Raw genomic sequence first — 16,453 nt, forward strand, 5'->3', positions numbered from 1 at the left:
GACCGCCCTCGCCGGCTCACTTCGTCAGCGGGCCGAACTCCTTGCGGGTGTCCACCGGCTTGCCGAACAGCTGCCACCGCTCGCCCTTGAACCGCATCAGCTGCATCGTCTCGAGCGGGAAGTCGTCGCCGTGGCCCGTGGACAGGGTGACACCGGGGAGCAGCAGTCCCACCTTCACGTCCTTCAGGTTGCGCACGGCGTCCCGCAGCCCTTCTCTGGTCGGGCACTTCATCGCGTCCAGGGCCTTGTGCAGGCTGGAGGCGACGGCCCAGCCGTAGGCGTTGAACTGGTTGGCCGGGTCGGCGTCGGGGGCGTACTTGTGCAGGGCGTTCGTGTAGGTCTTCATCTCGGGGTCGTTCGCCCAGTGCGGGTCGGCGGGGTCCTTGAAGTACGTCGCCGAGACCACGCCCTGCACGTTCTTGAACCCGACGGGCTGGAGCACGGCGGCGGAGGAGGCCACGTTGTTCACGATGTGCAGCGGGTTCCACTTGGTGTTCTTGGCGTCGGCGGCGAGGGCCTGGCTGCCGAACTTGGGGGTGGTGACGTCCAGCAGCACGTCCGCCCTGGAGCGGGAGAGGCTCGCCATCTGCGCCGACACGGACGGGTCGGTGACCTCGTAGCTCTCCTCGGCGACCACCTTGATGCCGCTGCCGGCGACGGCCTTCTTGAACCCGCCGAGCAGGTCCTTGCCGAAGTCGTCGTTCTGGTAGAGGACAGCCACCTTGGCCTTCGGCTCCTTGTCCTTGAGGTACTTGGCGTACACCCGGGCCTCGGCCACGTAGTTGGGCTGCCACCCGATGGTCCAGGGATGCCTGGCGTCCGTGCCCCAGACGGAGGCACCCGTGGCGACGAAGGGCTGCGGCACCTTCTGCTTGTTGAGGTAGTCCCACACGGCCGCCGTGGATGGAGTGCCCAGGGTCTGGAACACGGCGAAGACCTTCTCCTGCTCGACGAGTCTGCGGGCCTCTTCGACCGCCTTGGGCGGCTGGTAGCCGTCGTCGCGGACGATGAACTGCACCTTGCGGCCGTCTATGCCGCCCTTGTCGTTGACGTACTTGAAGTAGGCGGCCACGCCCTTGCTGATCGTGCCGTACGCGGACGCGGGTCCTGACAGCGGGTAGATCCCGCCCAGCTTGATGGTCTTGTCGGTGATGCCGGTGGTCTGCTGGCCCTTGCACGCGCCACCGGCGGCGGTGGACTGGTCGTCCTGCCCTCGCTGGCTGCTGCAGGCGGTGGCGGTGAGCAGGGCGGCGGTTGCGGCCGCAGCCGCCCGCAGAGCGGTCGTCTTGCGCATGTGGTTCATTCCTTTTCCGTGCGGGGCGGTGCGCCCACGGGTTCGGCGTCGACAACTGCGGGGTCCGCAGGAGTGAGGGTCGTGACGGGTCGTCGGGATCCTGCCGGGGACGTCGGTTCCGCCTCGGGTGCTGAGTCGGCTTCGGGTGCGGAGTCCGCCTCGGGTGGGGAGTCCGCCTCAGACACGGAATTCGCCTCAGGCACGGAGTCCGCCTCGGGCGTCCGGTCGAGGGCGGCGATGGTGCGGGGCAGTCGACGGGCGACAGCGCCCAGGACACGGCCCGGCAGACCGGCCAGTCCCGTCGGGGCCACGAACATCACCGTGATGATCAGCAGCCCGAACACCACTCCCGGTGCCGCCTCGCTCAGGTCCTGGGAAACGCTCGGCACGTACATCACGAACGCCGCGCCCAGCAGGGGTCCGTACAGCGAGGCCAGCCCTCCGACGACCAGGCCGGCCAGCAGGGTGATGGACAGAACGAAGCTGAAGGAGTCGGGCGAGACGAAGCCGATCACCCAGGTGTACAGGCATCCGGCGACGCCCGCGAACATCGCGCTCCACGCGAAGGCGAGGGTCTTGTGCAACGACAGCCGCACGCCCATGACCTCGGCGGCGCTCTCGTTGTCCCGCACGGCGAGCAGTGCCCGGCCGACCCGGGACCGCAGCAGGTTGCGGGCGAGCAGCAGGGCCACCGCGGTGACGGTGAGGACGACGAAGTACATCCACTGGTCCTCGGCCAGCCCGCTCCACGCGGGCGGCTGCAGCTTGTCCACGGTCAGGCCCATGGAGCCGCCCGTCACCGGTTCGAGCCGCTTGAGCAGGGGCGGCAGGAACACCGCGAACGAGAGGGTGACCAGGGCCAGGTACAGCCCGCGCAGCCGCAGGGCGGGCACTCCGAACCCGAGGCCCAGCACGAAGCATCCGGCGGCCGCGACCGGCAGCGTGGCCAGGTGGCCGGTGTCGTACCGGTCGAGCATGACCGCCGCCGTGTAGGCCCCCGCCGCGAAGAACGCGCCGTGCCCGAGCGAGATCTGCCCACCGAAGCCGACCAGCAGGTTCAGCCCGGCCAGCGCCACGGCGTACAGCAGCACCATGGTCAGCTGGAAGACCTGGAAGGGGGCGAAGTAGAAGGGTGCTCCGACGGCGACCGCCCCCGCAAGCAGGACAGTGAGCGCGGCCCGCAGCCGCCGGGCCCGGTCGGTGCCGAGCGCCGTTGTGATGGTGTTCATGCGCGCTCCACCGCCGCCCGTCCGAACAGGCCCTGGGGCCGCACCAGCAGCACCGCCAGAATGATCACCAAGGGGACGCCCACCTTCAGATCGGCACCGATCGCGCCCACGTACGCCCCGGTCAGCGTCTCGGCGACGCCCACGAACAGGCCGCCGACGACCGCACCGACCGGGCTGTCGAAGCCACCGAGGGTGGCCGCGGCGAACGCGTAGATCAGCACCCCGCCCATCATGTTGGGCTCCAGGAACAGCACCGGGGCGACGAGCACGCCCGACACCGCACCGACCGCCGCGGCCAGCCCCCAGCCGAGCATCAGCACCCGTCCCACCCGGATGCCCGACAGCCGGGCGGAGGAGGGGTTGCAGGCGACCGCCCGCATCACCAGGCCGATGGAGGTGTGCTGGAACAGCAGATAGAGCAGGCCCATCACGACGGCCACCACACCGAGAATCCCGAGCGTCGCCCAGTCCACACGCACCCCGCCCAGGTCGAGCCCGCCGTCGGGGAACGGCTGCGGGAAGTCCTTCACGGTGAACGACCAGACCAGGCCGGCCAGCGCGTTGACGAAGATGAACAGGCCGACCGTCACGATGACCACCGTCAGCTCGGGCGCGCTCTGCACGGGGCGGATGACGATCCGCTCGACCAGCATGCCGCCGGCGAAGGACACCGCGAGGGTGACCGGCAGCGCCAGCCAGAACGGCATCCCGGACGCCACCAGCTGCCAGGCGACGTACGTGGAGAGCATGGCCAGCTCGCCCTGCGCGAAGTTGACGATCCCCGTGAACCGGTGGATCAGCACCAGTGCCAGCGCCAGGCTGGAGTACACCGCCCCGGAGCCCAGTCCTTCCACCACTTGCTGGAGAAGATCGGTCACGGTACTCACCCGGCCTTCCCGGAGAGGACGGAGACACCGAGGTACACCTCGGCGACCTGCCCGTCCTCGCGGATCCGGTCAGCCGGTCCGGACAGCACCAGGCGGCCGGCCTCCAGTACGTGGGCCCGGTGCGCGATGTCCAGCGCCAGCTGGGCGTTCTGCTCGACGACGACCACGGTGGTGCGTTCCTCATCGTTGACGGCACGGACGATCTCGAACAACTCGCGAGTGACCAGCGGCGCCAGGCCCAGGGACGGCTCGTCCAGGAGCAGCAGCGAGGGCCGCAGCATCAGCGCCCTGCCGATGGCGAGCATCTGCTGCTCTCCGCCGCTGAGGCTGCCGGCGGCCTGACGCGACCGCTCGCGCAGTTTGGGGAAGTAGTCGTAGATCCGTTCCAGGTCGGCCGCCACGGCCGCACGCTCGGCGCGGCCCCGCCACCGGGGACTGGTGCGCAGGTGGGCGCCGATGCGCAGGTTCTCCTCGACGGTCAGGTCGTTGAACGTTCCCCGGCCCTCGGGGACGTGCGCCACGCCGAGCCTGGCGGCCTGCTCGGGCGAGCGGCCCAGCAGTTCGGTGCCGTTCAGGGTGATCGAGCCGCGGCCGCGGACCATGCCGCTCAGCGCCCGCAGCGTCGTGGTCTTGCCCGCGCCGTTGGGTCCGAGGATCGCGCACACCTCACCGCGGGCGACGGAGAAGTCGAGGCCCTGGAGCACGCGGGCCTGGCCGTATCCGGCGTGCAGACCGGTGACCTTGAGGAAGTCCGGCTCCGCGCTAGCCGCAGCCTGGGTGCGGTCGGCAGTGGGCTCGCTCATGCGGCCGCCCCCAGGTACGCCTCGACGACCGCCGGGTCGCGTTGGATCTCCTCCGGCGCGCCCTCGGCGATCTTGCGGCCGAAGTCGAGGCAGACCACCTTGTCGCACAGGCCCATCACGAACCCCATGTGGTGTTCGACCACCACGAGCGTGAGGTCGAACTCCTGGCGCACCGACCGGACCAGATCCGCGAATTGGCCGACCTCGCCATGGCTGAGCCCGTTGACGGGTTCGTCGAGCAACAGCAGCCGGGGCCGGACCGCGAGGGCCCGGGCGAGTTCGACGCGTTTGAGCGTGCCGAACGGCAGCCCGCAGGCGGGGTGGTCGGCGACGTCCGCCAGGCCGAGCCGCCGTAGCAAGTCGTCCGCCCGGTCACGTAGTTCCCTCTCCTCCCGCCGGACGCGGGGCAGCCGGAGCGCCGCGGCGAGGTGTCCGGTGCGCCCCCGGCTGTGGGCGCCGACCATGACGTTCTCCCGGACCGTGAGCCGCGGGAACAGGCCGAGGTTCTGGAAGGTGCGGGCGATGCCGCGCCCGGCCACGGCGTGCGGAGGGAGGGCCAGCAGGTCCTCGTCCTCGAACCGCACGTCTCCCCCGTCGGGAGTGCAGCGCCTGGTGAGGCAGTTGAACAAGGTGGTCTTGCCGGCTCCGTTCGGCCCGATGAGCCCTACGGCGGTGCCCGGCTCGACGGTGAACGCGACACCGTCCAGTGCCGTGATCCCGCCGAAGCGCACGGTGATACCGTCGACCGCGAGCATGAGTGACGCCCCTTCCGACGTGCTGGGGGGTGGGCGAGCGTCACAGTAGGTGGGGGCGTTCCAGACACACATTGGGTGTGAGCACCCAACTTGCGGGTCACCGAACTGTGCGCCGCGCACAACTGCCGGGAGATGTCTCACGCCGAGCCTGTTGACGGAGCACGAGGTGGACGGCGACGATCGGCGCCATGCCTCGCGGTCCTGCCCTGGGCACTCCCCGACTCTCCGAACCCCTCCGCCGGGAGCGGTGGCGGATCCTGCACGCCGTCCACGACCGGGTCGAGGAGGTGGCGGAGACCGCCGTCGAGGTGATGCGCGCGGAGATCCCGTCGTACGCGCTGCAGGACGAACGGTTCTTCGTAGACGTACGGGACCAGGTGCTCGAGCACTACCGGATGCAGTTGGCGGCGGTGGCCGGCGACCGGGACATCGCCCCCGAGGACCTGGTCTTCAGCCGTGCGGCGGCGATGCGCAGAGCGCGCGCGGGATTCGCCCTGGAGGACTGGATCAGTGCCTTCCGGGTCGGCCGGCAGGTGCTGTGGGACGCGCTGCTGGAGTGCGCGGGCGCGTCCGCCGAGGCCCAGCAGGCCGCGCTGTCCCTCGTGACCCCGCTGATGCGGTACATGGACTACGCCGCCACCCATGCCGCGCAGGCATACGTCGAGTACCAGCAGCATGTGGTGGCGGACGCGGACCGGGAGCGGCGGGATCTCCTGGACCAGCTCCTGGCAGGTGTGGCACCGTCGCGCGGTCCGCTGTTCGCCGCGGCCCAGGCGTACGGCATCGGACCGCGCTCACCGATGATGGCGGTCGTGGCCGTCTGCGTCGGTGACACGCGCTCGGGGGACCACGCCTCGGCCGAGAACGGGTATGCCACCAGCGCGTCGATCAGCGTCGCCGGGCCCTGGGCCGGCCGGACCCTGGTCGTCGTGCGCCACGGCGAGGTGGTGGCCGTGCCCGTGCTCCGGGCAGGCATGGACGCAGACGACATCTGCGCCCACTTCGAGGCCTTGCAGGAGCGGCTCGCGCGGCAGGGCACCATGCTCTGCATGGGCATCAGCACGGTCGCCCGGGGCGCGTCCGAACTGCCGCGCGCGTACGAGGAGGCGCGGGCCGCTCTCGACCTGGTGCCGAGCGAGGGCGGGGTGGCGGCGCTGCCCCGGCTGTCCCCGTTCGACTACCTGGCGCTGCGCGCCGACGACCTCGCCCGCCAGCTGGTCGATCCCCGGGTGCGGGCGCTGCTGGAGGAGGACCGCAGGCGTGGCGACACGCTGGCCGCCACCATACGGGCCTTCGCGGAGGCGGATCTCAACCTGCGGCTGGCCGCCGACCGGCTGCGGGTGCACCACAACACGGCGCACTACCGGTTGCGCCGGATCGAGGAACGCACCGGCCGTAATCCGCGCCGGATCGCCGACCTCCTGGAACTACTGGTCGCCCTCGCCATCCGCGACGGCGCCGGGGAAGGTGAGGATCGCCAGTGAGCGGCATCGCGGAATCGGCCGGGACCGAGGCGGCACGTCAGCTGCCGGGCAGGCAGGGGGACGGGGGCCTGCCAGAGGAACTCGCGGGGCAGAGCCCGACGCTCCGGCGTGCGCTGCTGGACGCCGCGCTGGAGGTGTTCACCGAGCGCGGTTACACCGACGCCGGCCTCACCGAGATCGCGGCACGCTCCGGCATCCCGGTGGGCACCCTCTTCCAGCATTACGGCGGAAAGCGCGGGCTCTACCTCGCCCTGTGGGAGGAGTTCCGGGAGGAGCAGGAGCGCCGGACCGCGGCCACGCTGGCCTCCGAGCGCAGCCGTGGCGTGGACGACCCCATCGCACTCTTCGTGGCGGGAGCCAGGGCCTACCTGGAGGGTGCCTGGGACAACCGCAGGCTCGGCCGATTCCTGGTGGAGGACGACAGTCCCGCGGGCTTCGACGCGCTGCGCCGCCAGTGGGACCGCGCATGGGTACGGCGCAACGCCCGCCTGTTGGAGGTGGACGAGCGCCGCCGCGCCGGCCGGGTCCGGGTGAGCGTGCTCACCACCGTCATCGGAGGGGCGGCGCGCGAGCTCGGCGACTGCCAGGACGAGACGGAGGCCCGGGAGATCGTGGACGAGGTGTGCGGCATCCTGATCCATCTGTCGACGCCGCCCTGCTGAAAGGCCCGGTGTCCTGTCTTATGGAGTCGTAACCGGCAGAAGGAAAGGAGTTGCCAGCCATGTCACTCGCCCGCGTCCACAACTTCTCCATCTCGCTCGACGGTTTCGGCACCGGTGAGGGTCTGAGCCATGACGCGCCGTTCGGCCACGCCGGCGAAAGGCTGCACGAGTGGATGTTCACCACCCGGTTCTGGCACGAGATGACCGGCAGGTCCGGCGGAACCGGCGGCCTCGACGACGCCTTCGCGCGGCAGTTCACGCCCAGTATCGGCGCCGAGATCATGGGCGCCGGCAAGTTCGGCCCGCCCGGATGGCACGAGGTCCCGGAGTGGAAGGGGTGGTGGGGGCCCAACCCGCCGTTCCACACACCGACCTTCATCCTCACTCATCACCCGCGTCCCTCGATCGAGATGGAGGGCGGCACGGCGTTCCATTTCCTCGACGCTTCGCCCGCCGAGGCGCTGGAAACGGCCCGCGAGGCCGCGGGCGGCCAGGACGTACGGATCGGCGGGGGTCCCACCGTGATCCGCAACTTCCTTGCCGCCGGGCTCATCGATCACCTGCACATCGTGGTGGCCCCGATCCTGCTCGGCCGAGGCGTACGCCTCTGGGACGGGCTGGCGGACCTCGAAAAGGAATACCAGGTCGAGGCCGCCTCTTCGCCCAGCGGAGTCACGCATGTGACGTTCACCCGTGCGGAGCGTGCGTAGCCGGTCTGAACGGGATCGCGTCACCGAGGAGCTGGCCGCCGTCGATCACCATCGTCTCGCCGGTGATCCAACTCGCCGCGTCCGAGACGAGAAAGGCGACCGCCGAGGCGATGTCGGCAGGCTCCCCGATGCGCCCGAGCGCCGTGGCGGCACAGACGGCCTGCTCGAGTTCCTTCCACAGAGCCTCGGCCAGCTTGGTGCGCACCACGCCCGGTGCCACCGCAGCGTGCGGTGTGCATGATCCTGTACTCGAAGGTCCCCGACACCTCTGCGGCCACGGCTCCCGCTCCTTCCCCGGATCCGGTACAACCTCGATTCTCGTGGGGAAGTACTACTGACGAAGTACTACCGCCGCTTCTCGACCAGGTACCGGGCCCGCCACTGCGGCAGGCAGTCGTGGAGGTACAGCGCGAAGGGGACCCACCAGATCAGATCGTTGGTGACGAGAATGACGCCGGAGGCCAGGGGCCACTCGCCGGTGAGGGCCAGCCACAGCCAGCCGAGCGGTCCGAGGACCTTGCCGGCCAGGCCGACCGCCGCGATGGCGAAGCCCTCGGCGGGGCGGAGGGCCACGTCCAGATAGAGCAGCCCGTACAGGCCGAGCACCATGCCCAGCGTCATGAAGATCTGGGGGTGGTTCAGCGGGGGCATGCCGGCGACGCGGAAAAGCCATTGCGGGTCGACGGCCGCGTAGCAGCCCCAGACAATGTTGTAGACGCCGGCCGCCGCGAAGACCCGTCGGTGCAGCCGCTCACGGGTAACGGGAGAAGTCTCACGTGATCTGAACACGGCTCTATTGTCGTGTCCACGTGCCGGTAGCATGCCACCGCATGGGGGAATCGAACATCGTCGTGGTCGGGGGCAGCGGCTTCTACGGCCGGTACGTCGTCGCCGATCTGCTGCGCCGGCCCGACGTCCGCGTCACCGTCGTCTCCCGCAGACCGCCGCATCCCCCCTTCGCGTCCGAACGGGTCCGCTGGGTCGCAGGCGACCGTGACGACCCGGAGAGGCTGGGCGACCTCCTGGGTGACGCGGTCGCGGTCGTGCACTGCGCGGGCCCGTTCCAGGCCCTCGACGGCGCCGGCACCCACCCGCTCGGACCGCTGCGGGCGGCGGTGACCGCCGGGGTTCCGTACGTCGACATCTGCGAGGACCGTGCCTTTCTGCACGCGGCAGCGACGGTGGCCCGCTCGGCGACGGCCCCCGTCCTCACCGGGGCGTCCGTCGTGCCGGGCCTCCAGGCGCTGATCGTCCACGACCTCGCACAGGGGATGGACCGTGTCGACGGCGTCCTGTGCTGCGCCGCTCCCGACACCCGGCGGCACCGCGGCCCGGCGATGTTCGAGGCGATGATGCACGGCGCCGGGCTCCCGTTCACCGCTCCTCGCGGGGGCGTACCCACCGTGGTGCATGGCTGGTCCGAGCCCGAGTGGACAGTGTTCCCGCCGCCGGTCGGCAGACGGCTGGTCCACCAGGTGTACGAGATGGCCGACCTGGATGTCCTGGCCGAACTGTGCGGTGCCCGCACGATCGCTTTCAAGGCCGGTACCGAATTCACCGCGGTCAACCGGGCTTTGGGGCTCTTCGCCACGCTGCGGGCCCGCACCGGGCGGCCCCGTGCCACCCGGCGCTGGACCCCGCTGGTGCGCGCGGCGTCGTGGCTCGTCGGCCGGGTCGGCGACGAGGCAGGCGGCTTCACGGTCGCCGTGAGCGGGGAGCGCGATGGGCGGCCGGTCACCCGCCGGTTGGGGATGACGGCCCGGCAGGACGGCGGCCGCATTCCCTCACTGCTCGCCGGCATCGCCGTCGACCACCTGCTGGCAGGCCGACTCCACACCACCGGCCTCGTCCCGCTCCATTCCTGGCTGGCACCGCACGAGCTGCGTGCTGCGCTGCGCGACCGTGGGATCGGCCTGTGGCGGAGCGACGACGAGGACGGCTGGCGCCCCTGGGAGGAGTGACGAGCCGTCAGGCTGCCACGCGACTTCGCCGGTGCCGTCGCCGTTCGCCGGCACGGCGGACGGGACTGAGCCGTGAACATCCCCGCCTTGCACGGACTTGCCCGCGGTCGGCAGCGGATCGGTCGGCGTGGCCTTGCAGTTACTCCTGGCAGTGGTCCAGCCCGGCGACACAGTGGCCTACGCCTGGCGCACGTTCGACGCCTCCCCTCTCCTGGCCGCCATGGTCGGCGCTTGCCCTGTCCCCATACCCCTGTCGCCAGACGAACACCAGGATCTGGGCGCCCCGCACACCCCGGCCTGCTGGTCCTGCGCGCCTTCTCCAAGGCATACGGCCTCGCCGCTCTGCGGGTCGGCTACGGACTCGGCGCCCCCGACCTGGTGGACCGGATCCGTCGGCAACAGCTGCCCTTCCGGAGCATCGCGGTGGCACCAGCGGCGGTGAAGGATCGCTGCGGGCCGGAAGCGAGCTGCGCCTGCGCGTGGACACCGTCATCGCCGAACGCGAACGGCTCCGGCGTGAATTCGTATCCCTCGGCCGGCGTGTACGCCCCGGCCACGCCAATTCCATCTGGCTCGCCGCGCCGCAGACAGAACCTAGTCCTGTGTGTCCGCCTGGTGCTCCTCCCCTGCGAGCAGGCCCTCCGGACGGCGGCCCGGCGGCTGCTGCGGCTCGGGGCGCGCAGGTGCCGGGGGCACCGGCCGGTCCACGGGGGCGTCGGTGGTCACGGTCAGCGGTTCCCCGTGATGCAGCAGAACCAGCGGTTCACCTTCCACCAGCCGGTAACGCGCATGGGCCGGGCCGATGTCCACCTTCAGTCTGCGTCCGCGTACCAGCACCGTGAACGCCACCCTGGAGAGCGCCTCCGGCAAGCGCGGTGCGAACGCCAGCCGGTCCGGCCTTCCGTCCTCGCCGATGTACCTGCGCAAGCCGCCGAAACCCGCGACCAGGGCGATCCACGTCCCGGCGAGGGAGGCGATGTGCAGCCCGTCACGGGTGTTGTGCTCCAGATCGTCCAGGTCCATGAGGGCGGCCTCGCCGAGGTAGGCGTAGGCCAGCCGCAGGTGCCCGGTCTCGGCGGCGAGCACCGCCTGGCAGCACGCCGACAGGGAGGAGTCGCGGACGGTGAGCGCGTCGTAGTAGGCGAAGTTGCGCGCCTTCTGCTCGTCGGAGAAGAGGTGTGGGCACTCCAGCATCGCCAGCACCACATCGGCCTGCTTCACGACCTGCTTGCGATACAGGTCGAAGTAGGGGTAGTGCAGCAGCAGCGGGTAGTTCTCGGGCGGCGTCGCCTCGAAGTCCCAGCGCTGAAAGCTCGTGAACCCGGCGGACTGTTCGTGCACGCCGAGGGACTCGTTGTACGGCATCGCCATGCGCGCCGCGGCGTCCCGCCACACGGCGGTCTCCTCGTCGTCGACACCGAGTTCCGCGGCCCGGTCGGGATGACGCGCGGCCGCCTCCGCGGCGGCCAGCAGGTTCTGTCGGGCCAGCAGGTTGGTGTACAGGTTGTCGCGGGCGATGGCGCTGTACTCGTCGGGTCCGGTGACCCCGTCGATGTGGAACACGCCTTCCGGGTCGTGGTGTCCGAGGGAGCGCCACAGCCGAGCGGTGTCCACGAGGAGGTCGAATCCCTCACCGCGTTCGAAGTCCTCGTCCCCCGTCACCATGACGTACCGGACGGCGGCCGTGGCGATGTCGGCGTTGATGTGGAAGGCAGCCGTGCCGGCCGGCCAGTAGGCGGAGCTTTCGCCGCCGTCGATCGTCCGCCAGGGAAACGCCGCTCCCGACAGGCCCAGCTGGCTCGCGCGTTCCCGGGCCGCCGGCAGCATCTGGTGCCGCCATCTCAGTGCCGACGCGACGGTCTCCGGCGCGGTGAACGTCAGGACCGGCAGCACATAGGACTCGGTGTCCCAGAAGGAGTGCCCGTCGTACCCGGTTCCGGTCAGGCCCTTGGCGGGAATGGCCCGGTTCTCACCGCGGGCCGCCGCCTGGAGCACGTGGAAGAGCGCGAACCGCACCGCCTGCTGGATCTGCGCGTCGCCCTCGACCTCGACGTCCGCGCCGGCCCAGAAACGGTCCAGGTACGCCCGTTGCGCGGCGACCAGCCCGTCCCACCCCGTGCTGACCGCGGCCGCCACGGCTCCGTCCACCTGATCGTGCACGGCCGGCAGCGAACGCTCCCCCGACCAGCCGTAGGCCACGAACTTGACCAGCCGCAGCGGCTGGCCGGGCACCAGGTCCGCGGTCACCGTCAGACGGCTGACATCAGGCTCGCTCTGCGCCGTCCAACGAGTGCTGTCGGGCCCCTCGACGAGATGGTCGGCCGCTGCCGCCACCCGCAGTGCGCTGCGGCTGGTGCAGTGCACGAGCCGCAGGCGGGTGTCCTGCGCGAAGTGCTCCTCGGCATGCAGGGGGGACTCGATCGCCGCGGCCACGCGCGGGTCGCCCTTCAGGCCGGGCAGTTGTTCGTTGGCGACCAGTTCGGACTGCACGGCCACCGTGGTCGGTCCGTCGATCGGCTCGACCGTGTACACGATGGCGGCCACCGCGCGCTGGGTGAAGGAGACGAGCCGCTGTGACGTGATCCGGACCGTGCGGCCGCCGGGCGAGGTCCACCGGGCCGTGCGGCTGAGCACGCCGGACTGGAAGTCCAGGACCCGCTCGTGCGCCACCAGCCGGCCGTAGCGCAGATCGCACGGGTGGTCGTCGACCAGCAACCGGATGACCTTGCCGTCGGTGACATTGATCATCGTCTGGCCGGACTCGGGATATCCGTAGCCCGCTTCCGCATAGGGCAGCGGATGCCGCTCGTGAACGCCGTTGAGGTAGGCGCCGGGCAGCCCGTGGGGCTCTCCCTCGTCGAGGTTGCCGCGCCACCCGATGTGCCCGTTGGACAGCGCGAACACCGACTCGCTCTGGGCGAGCACGTCCAGGTTCAGCTCGGTCTCGCGCAGGCACCACGGCTCGACCGTGTAGCTGGGATGGGTGATCATCGCGACTGCAGAAGGTCGGCCAGGTCACGGATCACGATGTCCGCCCCGTGCGCCCGCAGCTGATCCGCCTGGCCCACCCTGTCGACGCCCACGACCACGCCGAACCGTCCCGCTCGCCCGGCCTCGACCCCGGCCAGGGCGTCTTCGAACACCGCGGCCGCGTCCGGATCCGTGCCGAGCACGCGGGCCGCCTCCAGGTAGGTGTCCGGGGCGGGCTTGCCGCGCAGACGGCGCTCGTGCGCCACCACTCCGTCGATCCGTTGCTCGAACAGGTCCTCGATGCCGGCCGCTGCCAGGACGTCCCGGCAGTTCGCGCTGGACGACACCACTGCGCAGCGCAGGCCTGCCTCCCGCGCCGCGTGGACGAAGCGGACCGAGCCCTCGTAAGGTTCCACCCCGTCCTCGCGGATCCGGCGCAGCACCAGGTCGTTCTTGCGCTTGCCCAGTCCGTTCACCGTCTCCGCCTGCGGCGTGTCGTCCGGCGTTCCCTCGGGCAGGTGCACCCCGCGTGCGGCGAGGAAGGTGCGAACGCCGTCCGCACGGGGCCGCCCGTCCACGTATTCGTCGTAGTCGTCCACCGCGTCGAAGGGGACGAACTCGGTCCCCTCACGTGTGGCGCGCTCGCGGAGATAGTTGTCGAACATCTCCTTCCAGGCGGCCGCGTGCACCTTCGCGGTCTGGGTGAGGACACCGTCGAGGTCGAACAGGCAGGCACGGACATGAGCAGGAAGCCCCAGCATGTCGCCGAGGTTAGGAGGCGTCCGCGGCCGCTCGCGTCAAGCCGCCGTCCGGCACGCCGGAAGGCACCCGCTCGGTCGAGGGCCGAGCGCGGCCGGGGTGGGCACGGGACGAAGGGCCCGGTAATGGCGCAGCAGGGCCCCTGGCCTGCGGTGCGGCCGGCCAGGGGCCCTGCGGGCGGTCGGGCTGTGTCAGCCGTCGGACTCCGACGACGGGATGTAGGCACCCGGCACGTCGTTCGGGGCGTAGATCTTGCTCTCGCCGGGGTACGGCTTGGCCCAGTTGTGGGTCTGGTACCAGGTGAGGTGGTTCAGCTGCGCGGGGTTCGCGTAGTCGGGCACGGCGTGCGGCCCGGTCAGCCGCTGCTTGGACTTCCAGGCCTCCCACTTGGCCGCGAGCTGCCGCTTGTCCGCCGGCACCTTCGACGGCGGCACGGCCGCCGCCTTGGGGTCCTGCGGCGCGGGGGTGTCCACACCGCAGGAAGGCGGCGTCTTCAGACCGTCGGTCAGCGAGGTGCGGTTGGGCAGCGCCGTGAACGGCGTGTAGTCCGGCTTCCAGGTGAACGCCCCGGCCATCGGGCTGGCCGCGCTGTCCTTCTGGTTCATCGGGTGGATCCCGAGGATCTGCTCGATGGTGCGGATCATTGTGATCTGCGAGTAGTAGTGGCTGTCGACGGCGCCGTGCTGGGCCCAGGGGCTGATGATCTGGATCGGGGCGCGGTGGCCGTCGACGTGGTCGAGGCCGGCCTGGGAGTCGTCCTCGACGACGAAGATCGCCGAGTCCTTCCAGTACGTGCTGTGCGAGATCTCGTCGACCATCCTGCCGACCGCGAGGTCGTTGTCCGCGACCTGAGCCGCCGGGCTCGCCGGGCCACCGGTGTGGTCGTTGGAGAGCCAGAACATGTTCAGGTTCGCCGGACCGTTCTTCTCGAAGTCCTGCTTCCAGATCTCGTACTTGTAGATGTCCGGGACGCTCGTGTCGAACATCGGGAAGCCCGGCACCGACACGTCGTTGAGGGACGGGATGGCCGAGCCCGTCTGTATCGGGTAGGCGGTGTTCTGCCCGGTCGCGGCCATGTTCTTGGCGTCGCAGTACAGGTTCTGCCAGGAGGCGTCGGACGGCTTGCTCTCGATCGACTGGAACTCGCCGAAGTCCCGTACGGTCTTGTCCGCCGCCTGCGCACCGGTCCACAGGAAGCCGGACTTCTGGTGGCCGAGAGCGTCGTTCTCGGTGTCGTAGCTGCGCGCGTACTCACCGGCCGAGGACTCGGTGTACTCCGGGTCGTCGGCCTGCATCAGCCAGTTGTGACCCTCGGCGGAGTTCGTGCCGATGTCGTAGGTGTTGTCGTACAGGCCGAACTGGTCGGCCAGCGCGTGCTGGTTCGGCGTCACGTTCTCGCCGAACTGTGTCACCGAGGGATCGCCGTTGCCCTCCGGGATGTCACCGAAGACCTGGTCGTAGGTCCGGTTCTCCTTGACGATCAGGAAGACGTGCTTGATCGTCGAGGGGTCGCCGAGCCGCTGCGGGACCGGGACCGGCATCCTGTGGCTCGTGCCCTTGGCCAGCCTGACCGAGCCGGGGGTCCAGCCGTTCTGCTGGAAGACCTTGGCCGTCTGGGACCTGATCACGCTGTCGTCCGGCAGCGTGAAGCGCTGCACGCTCGACGTGGTGTCGTGGGTGCCGTGCCCGGCGCTGTTGGTGGGCCGGCGGGCGTCGACACCACGGGTGTTGGAGACCAGCACCTGGTTGCCGACGATGGTGATCTCCGCGGGGAAGTAGTCCGTCGGGAGCAGGCCGACGTAACTGACCGGCTCCTGCGCGCTCTTGTACCGGTAGACCGCGACCGCGTTGGCTCGGCCGAGCGTCACCAGCAGACGACCGTCGTCGGTGAGCGTCACCGCGTTGGGCTCGTAGCCCACCGACGCCTCGGGCCACGGCCGGGTGTCGATGGTCTGCACGACCTCGTCCTTGTCGGTGTCGATGACCGACACGTCGTTGGTGGCGGTGTTGGTGACGAACAGCGCCTTGCCTTTGGCGTACAGGGCCGTCGGGTGCAGGCCGACGTCGATGCTCGACGGGGCGGCCTGAGGGTTCGCCAGGTCGATGACGCTGACCGTGCCGGTGGTGGTGGCACCGGTCTTCGGGTCGGCCGGAACCTGGGTGCCGTACGAGTTCATGGTGGTTTCGCCCGGCTTGGCCGGTCGGCCGCCCTCGTTGCTGACGTAGAGCTTCCCGCCGGCCTGGACCATGTCGCGCGGGGCGTTGCCCACGGCCCAGCTCTGCTTGACGGCACCGGTCGCCGCGTCGATGGCGACCACCCGGTTCTGGCCGTTGACCGCCGAGTACACGGTGGAGCCGTCGGACGAGAAGACCGCCTCGCCGACCAGCGCGTGCTTGGACCCGTCCGCCGGGATCTTGATCGACGTCGGGTTGGTGACGGAGCCGTCCGGGTTCACCGTGAACCGGGTGTAGCCGTCGGTCTGGCCCAGCCACAGCTGCTTGCCGTCGGGCGAGTACGTGGGGCCTTCCTGTCCCACACTGTTGCTGCTGAGGCGCGGGACCGACGACGCGGCGGTGCCGACGACCTGCTGCACCTTCCAGTTCTGCACGTCGACGATGGCCAGCGCACTCCCGCCGTCGGTGACCGCGGCCGCGAGGTGGGTGCCGTCCGGGCTGGCGGAGGACGACATGATCTTGCCGTTGTTGATGACGAGGCGGTCACCGTACGGGGCGATGTACTGGTCGCTGGAGATGACCTGGCCCCGGTCGGTGGTCTGACCGACCTGATCGGTGCCGAACTGGCGCGTCTGGGCGTAACCGATGCCGGCGGTGACGGCGAGGACGACCGCGGTGGCGGCTGCCGTGAGGGTGCTCCGGCGACCGAGTCGTCTGCTGAGAAGGCTCGTCTCGACAGTCCTGCGGTTGCGGGTTACCTGCAT

General features: G+C 70.4%; 14 protein-coding genes and 1 pseudogene. 5 read left to right on the top strand and 10 right to left on the bottom strand.

Annotation, left to right across the window (positions count from 1 at the left end):
- Positions 1-16 precede the first annotated feature (16 nt).
- The 5 genes from ACFYZZ_RS20450 to ACFYZZ_RS20470 are packed head-to-tail and all read right to left on the bottom strand — an operon-like array spanning position 17 to position 4,968.
- Positions 17-1,294: an ABC transporter substrate-binding protein gene (locus tag ACFYZZ_RS20450; protein ID WP_389177614.1), complete on the bottom strand. Its 1,278-nt coding sequence runs from the start codon at positions 1,292-1,294 to the stop codon at positions 17-19.
- A gap of 5 nt (positions 1,295-1,299) precedes the next feature.
- Positions 1,300-2,523, bottom strand: a complete 1,224-nt coding sequence (locus ACFYZZ_RS20455) for a branched-chain amino acid ABC transporter permease (RefSeq protein ID WP_389177617.1) — start codon at positions 2,521-2,523, stop codon at positions 1,300-1,302.
- Positions 2,520-3,401, bottom strand: a complete 882-nt coding sequence (locus ACFYZZ_RS20460) for a branched-chain amino acid ABC transporter permease (protein ID WP_389177620.1) — start codon at positions 3,399-3,401, stop codon at positions 2,520-2,522. Before ACFYZZ_RS20460 ends, ACFYZZ_RS20455 begins: the two co-directional genes overlap by 4 nt.
- Positions 3,402-3,406: 5 nt before the next feature.
- Positions 3,407-4,213: an ABC transporter ATP-binding protein gene (locus ACFYZZ_RS20465; RefSeq protein WP_389177622.1), complete on the bottom strand. Its 807-nt coding sequence runs from the start codon at positions 4,211-4,213 to the stop codon at positions 3,407-3,409.
- A complete protein-coding gene (locus ACFYZZ_RS20470) occupies positions 4,210-4,968 on the bottom strand; it encodes an ABC transporter ATP-binding protein (RefSeq protein WP_389177625.1) in 759 nt (252 codons plus the stop codon). Before ACFYZZ_RS20470 ends, ACFYZZ_RS20465 begins: the two co-directional genes overlap by 4 nt.
- A 188-nt stretch (positions 4,969-5,156) precedes the next feature.
- Between ACFYZZ_RS20470 and ACFYZZ_RS20475 the strand changes: the two genes are divergently transcribed.
- The 3 genes from ACFYZZ_RS20475 to ACFYZZ_RS20485 are packed head-to-tail and all read left to right on the top strand — an operon-like array spanning position 5,157 to position 7,824.
- Entirely contained in the window at positions 5,157-6,452 is a 1,296-nt protein-coding gene (locus ACFYZZ_RS20475) for a PucR family transcriptional regulator (RefSeq protein WP_389177628.1), read from the top strand.
- A complete protein-coding gene (locus ACFYZZ_RS20480) occupies positions 6,449-7,114 on the top strand; it encodes a TetR/AcrR family transcriptional regulator (RefSeq protein WP_389177631.1) in 666 nt (221 codons plus the stop codon). Before ACFYZZ_RS20475 ends, ACFYZZ_RS20480 begins: the two co-directional genes overlap by 4 nt.
- Before the next feature lie 59 nt (positions 7,115-7,173).
- Positions 7,174-7,824 (top strand): dihydrofolate reductase family protein, encoded by a 651-nt coding sequence (locus ACFYZZ_RS20485; protein ID WP_389177634.1) that lies wholly within the window; start codon positions 7,174-7,176, stop codon positions 7,822-7,824.
- Here ACFYZZ_RS20485 and ACFYZZ_RS20490 read toward each other — a convergent pair.
- Both ACFYZZ_RS20490 and ACFYZZ_RS20495 read right to left on the bottom strand, forming a co-directional pair.
- A complete protein-coding gene (locus tag ACFYZZ_RS20490) occupies positions 7,802-8,044 on the bottom strand; it encodes an SDR family oxidoreductase (RefSeq protein ID WP_389177637.1) in 243 nt (80 codons plus the stop codon). The two genes, ACFYZZ_RS20485 and ACFYZZ_RS20490, sit on opposite strands and share 23 nt — an antisense overlap.
- 125 nt (positions 8,045-8,169) lie before the next feature.
- A complete protein-coding gene (locus ACFYZZ_RS20495) occupies positions 8,170-8,613 on the bottom strand; it encodes a hypothetical protein (RefSeq protein WP_389177640.1) in 444 nt (147 codons plus the stop codon).
- 41 nt (positions 8,614-8,654) lie between these two features.
- On the opposite strand from ACFYZZ_RS20495, the gene ACFYZZ_RS20500 reads away from it, so the two are divergent.
- Complete coding sequence (locus ACFYZZ_RS20500) at positions 8,655-9,785, top strand: saccharopine dehydrogenase family protein (RefSeq protein ID WP_389177643.1); 1,131 nt, start codon at positions 8,655-8,657, stop codon at positions 9,783-9,785.
- 72 nt (positions 9,786-9,857) lie between these two features.
- Positions 9,858-10,217, top strand: a pseudogene (locus tag ACFYZZ_RS20505) (aminotransferase class I/II-fold pyridoxal phosphate-dependent enzyme); the annotation flags it as partial.
- Between the two features lie 162 nt (positions 10,218-10,379).
- Here ACFYZZ_RS20505 and ACFYZZ_RS20510 read toward each other — a convergent pair.
- The 3 genes from ACFYZZ_RS20510 to ACFYZZ_RS20520 form a co-directional block, all read right to left on the bottom strand.
- The gene (locus ACFYZZ_RS20510) at positions 10,380-12,776 is read right to left on the bottom strand and encodes a glycoside hydrolase family 65 protein (RefSeq protein WP_389177646.1); all 2,397 of its coding nucleotides are present in this window, start codon (positions 12,774-12,776) and stop codon (positions 10,380-10,382) included.
- The gene (locus ACFYZZ_RS20515) at positions 12,773-13,516 is read right to left on the bottom strand and encodes an HAD family hydrolase (protein ID WP_389177649.1); all 744 of its coding nucleotides are present in this window, start codon (positions 13,514-13,516) and stop codon (positions 12,773-12,775) included. The genes ACFYZZ_RS20510 and ACFYZZ_RS20515 overlap by 4 nt, the downstream gene beginning before the upstream one ends.
- Before the next feature lie 189 nt (positions 13,517-13,705).
- Complete coding sequence (locus ACFYZZ_RS20520; RefSeq protein ID WP_389177652.1) at positions 13,706-16,453, bottom strand: bifunctional YncE family protein/alkaline phosphatase family protein; 2,748 nt, start codon at positions 16,451-16,453, stop codon at positions 13,706-13,708.

It is taken from the genome of Streptomyces sp. NPDC001816 (assembly GCF_042892235.1).
Classification (GTDB): Bacteria; Actinomycetota; Actinomycetes; order Streptomycetales; family Streptomycetaceae; genus Streptomyces.

Excerpts from the sequence above, each read along its gene's own strand:
- ACFYZZ_RS20450 (WP_389177614.1), bottom strand. The coding sequence starts at position 1,294 with ATGCGCAAGACGACCGCTCTGCGGGCGGCTGCGGCCGCAACCGCCGCC.
- ACFYZZ_RS20455 (WP_389177617.1), bottom strand. The coding sequence starts at position 2,523 with ATGAACACCATCACAACGGCGCTCGGCACCGACCGGGCCCGGCGGCTG.
- ACFYZZ_RS20465 (WP_389177622.1), bottom strand. The coding sequence starts at position 4,213 with ATGAGCGAGCCCACTGCCGACCGCACCCAGGCTGCGGCTAGCGCGGAG.
- ACFYZZ_RS20470 (WP_389177625.1), bottom strand. The coding sequence starts at position 4,968 with ATGCTCGCGGTCGACGGTATCACCGTGCGCTTCGGCGGGATCACGGCA.
- ACFYZZ_RS20475 (WP_389177628.1), top strand. The coding sequence starts at position 5,157 with ATGCCTCGCGGTCCTGCCCTGGGCACTCCCCGACTCTCCGAACCCCTC.
- ACFYZZ_RS20485 (WP_389177634.1), top strand. The coding sequence starts at position 7,174 with ATGTCACTCGCCCGCGTCCACAACTTCTCCATCTCGCTCGACGGTTTC.
- ACFYZZ_RS20500 (WP_389177643.1), top strand. The coding sequence starts at position 8,655 with ATGGGGGAATCGAACATCGTCGTGGTCGGGGGCAGCGGCTTCTACGGC.
- ACFYZZ_RS20510 (WP_389177646.1), bottom strand. The coding sequence starts at position 12,776 with ATGATCACCCATCCCAGCTACACGGTCGAGCCGTGGTGCCTGCGCGAG.
- ACFYZZ_RS20515 (WP_389177649.1), bottom strand. The coding sequence starts at position 13,516 with ATGCTGGGGCTTCCTGCTCATGTCCGTGCCTGCCTGTTCGACCTCGAC.
- ACFYZZ_RS20520 (WP_389177652.1), bottom strand. The coding sequence starts at position 16,453 with ATGCAGGTAACCCGCAACCGCAGGACTGTCGAGACGAGCCTTCTCAGC.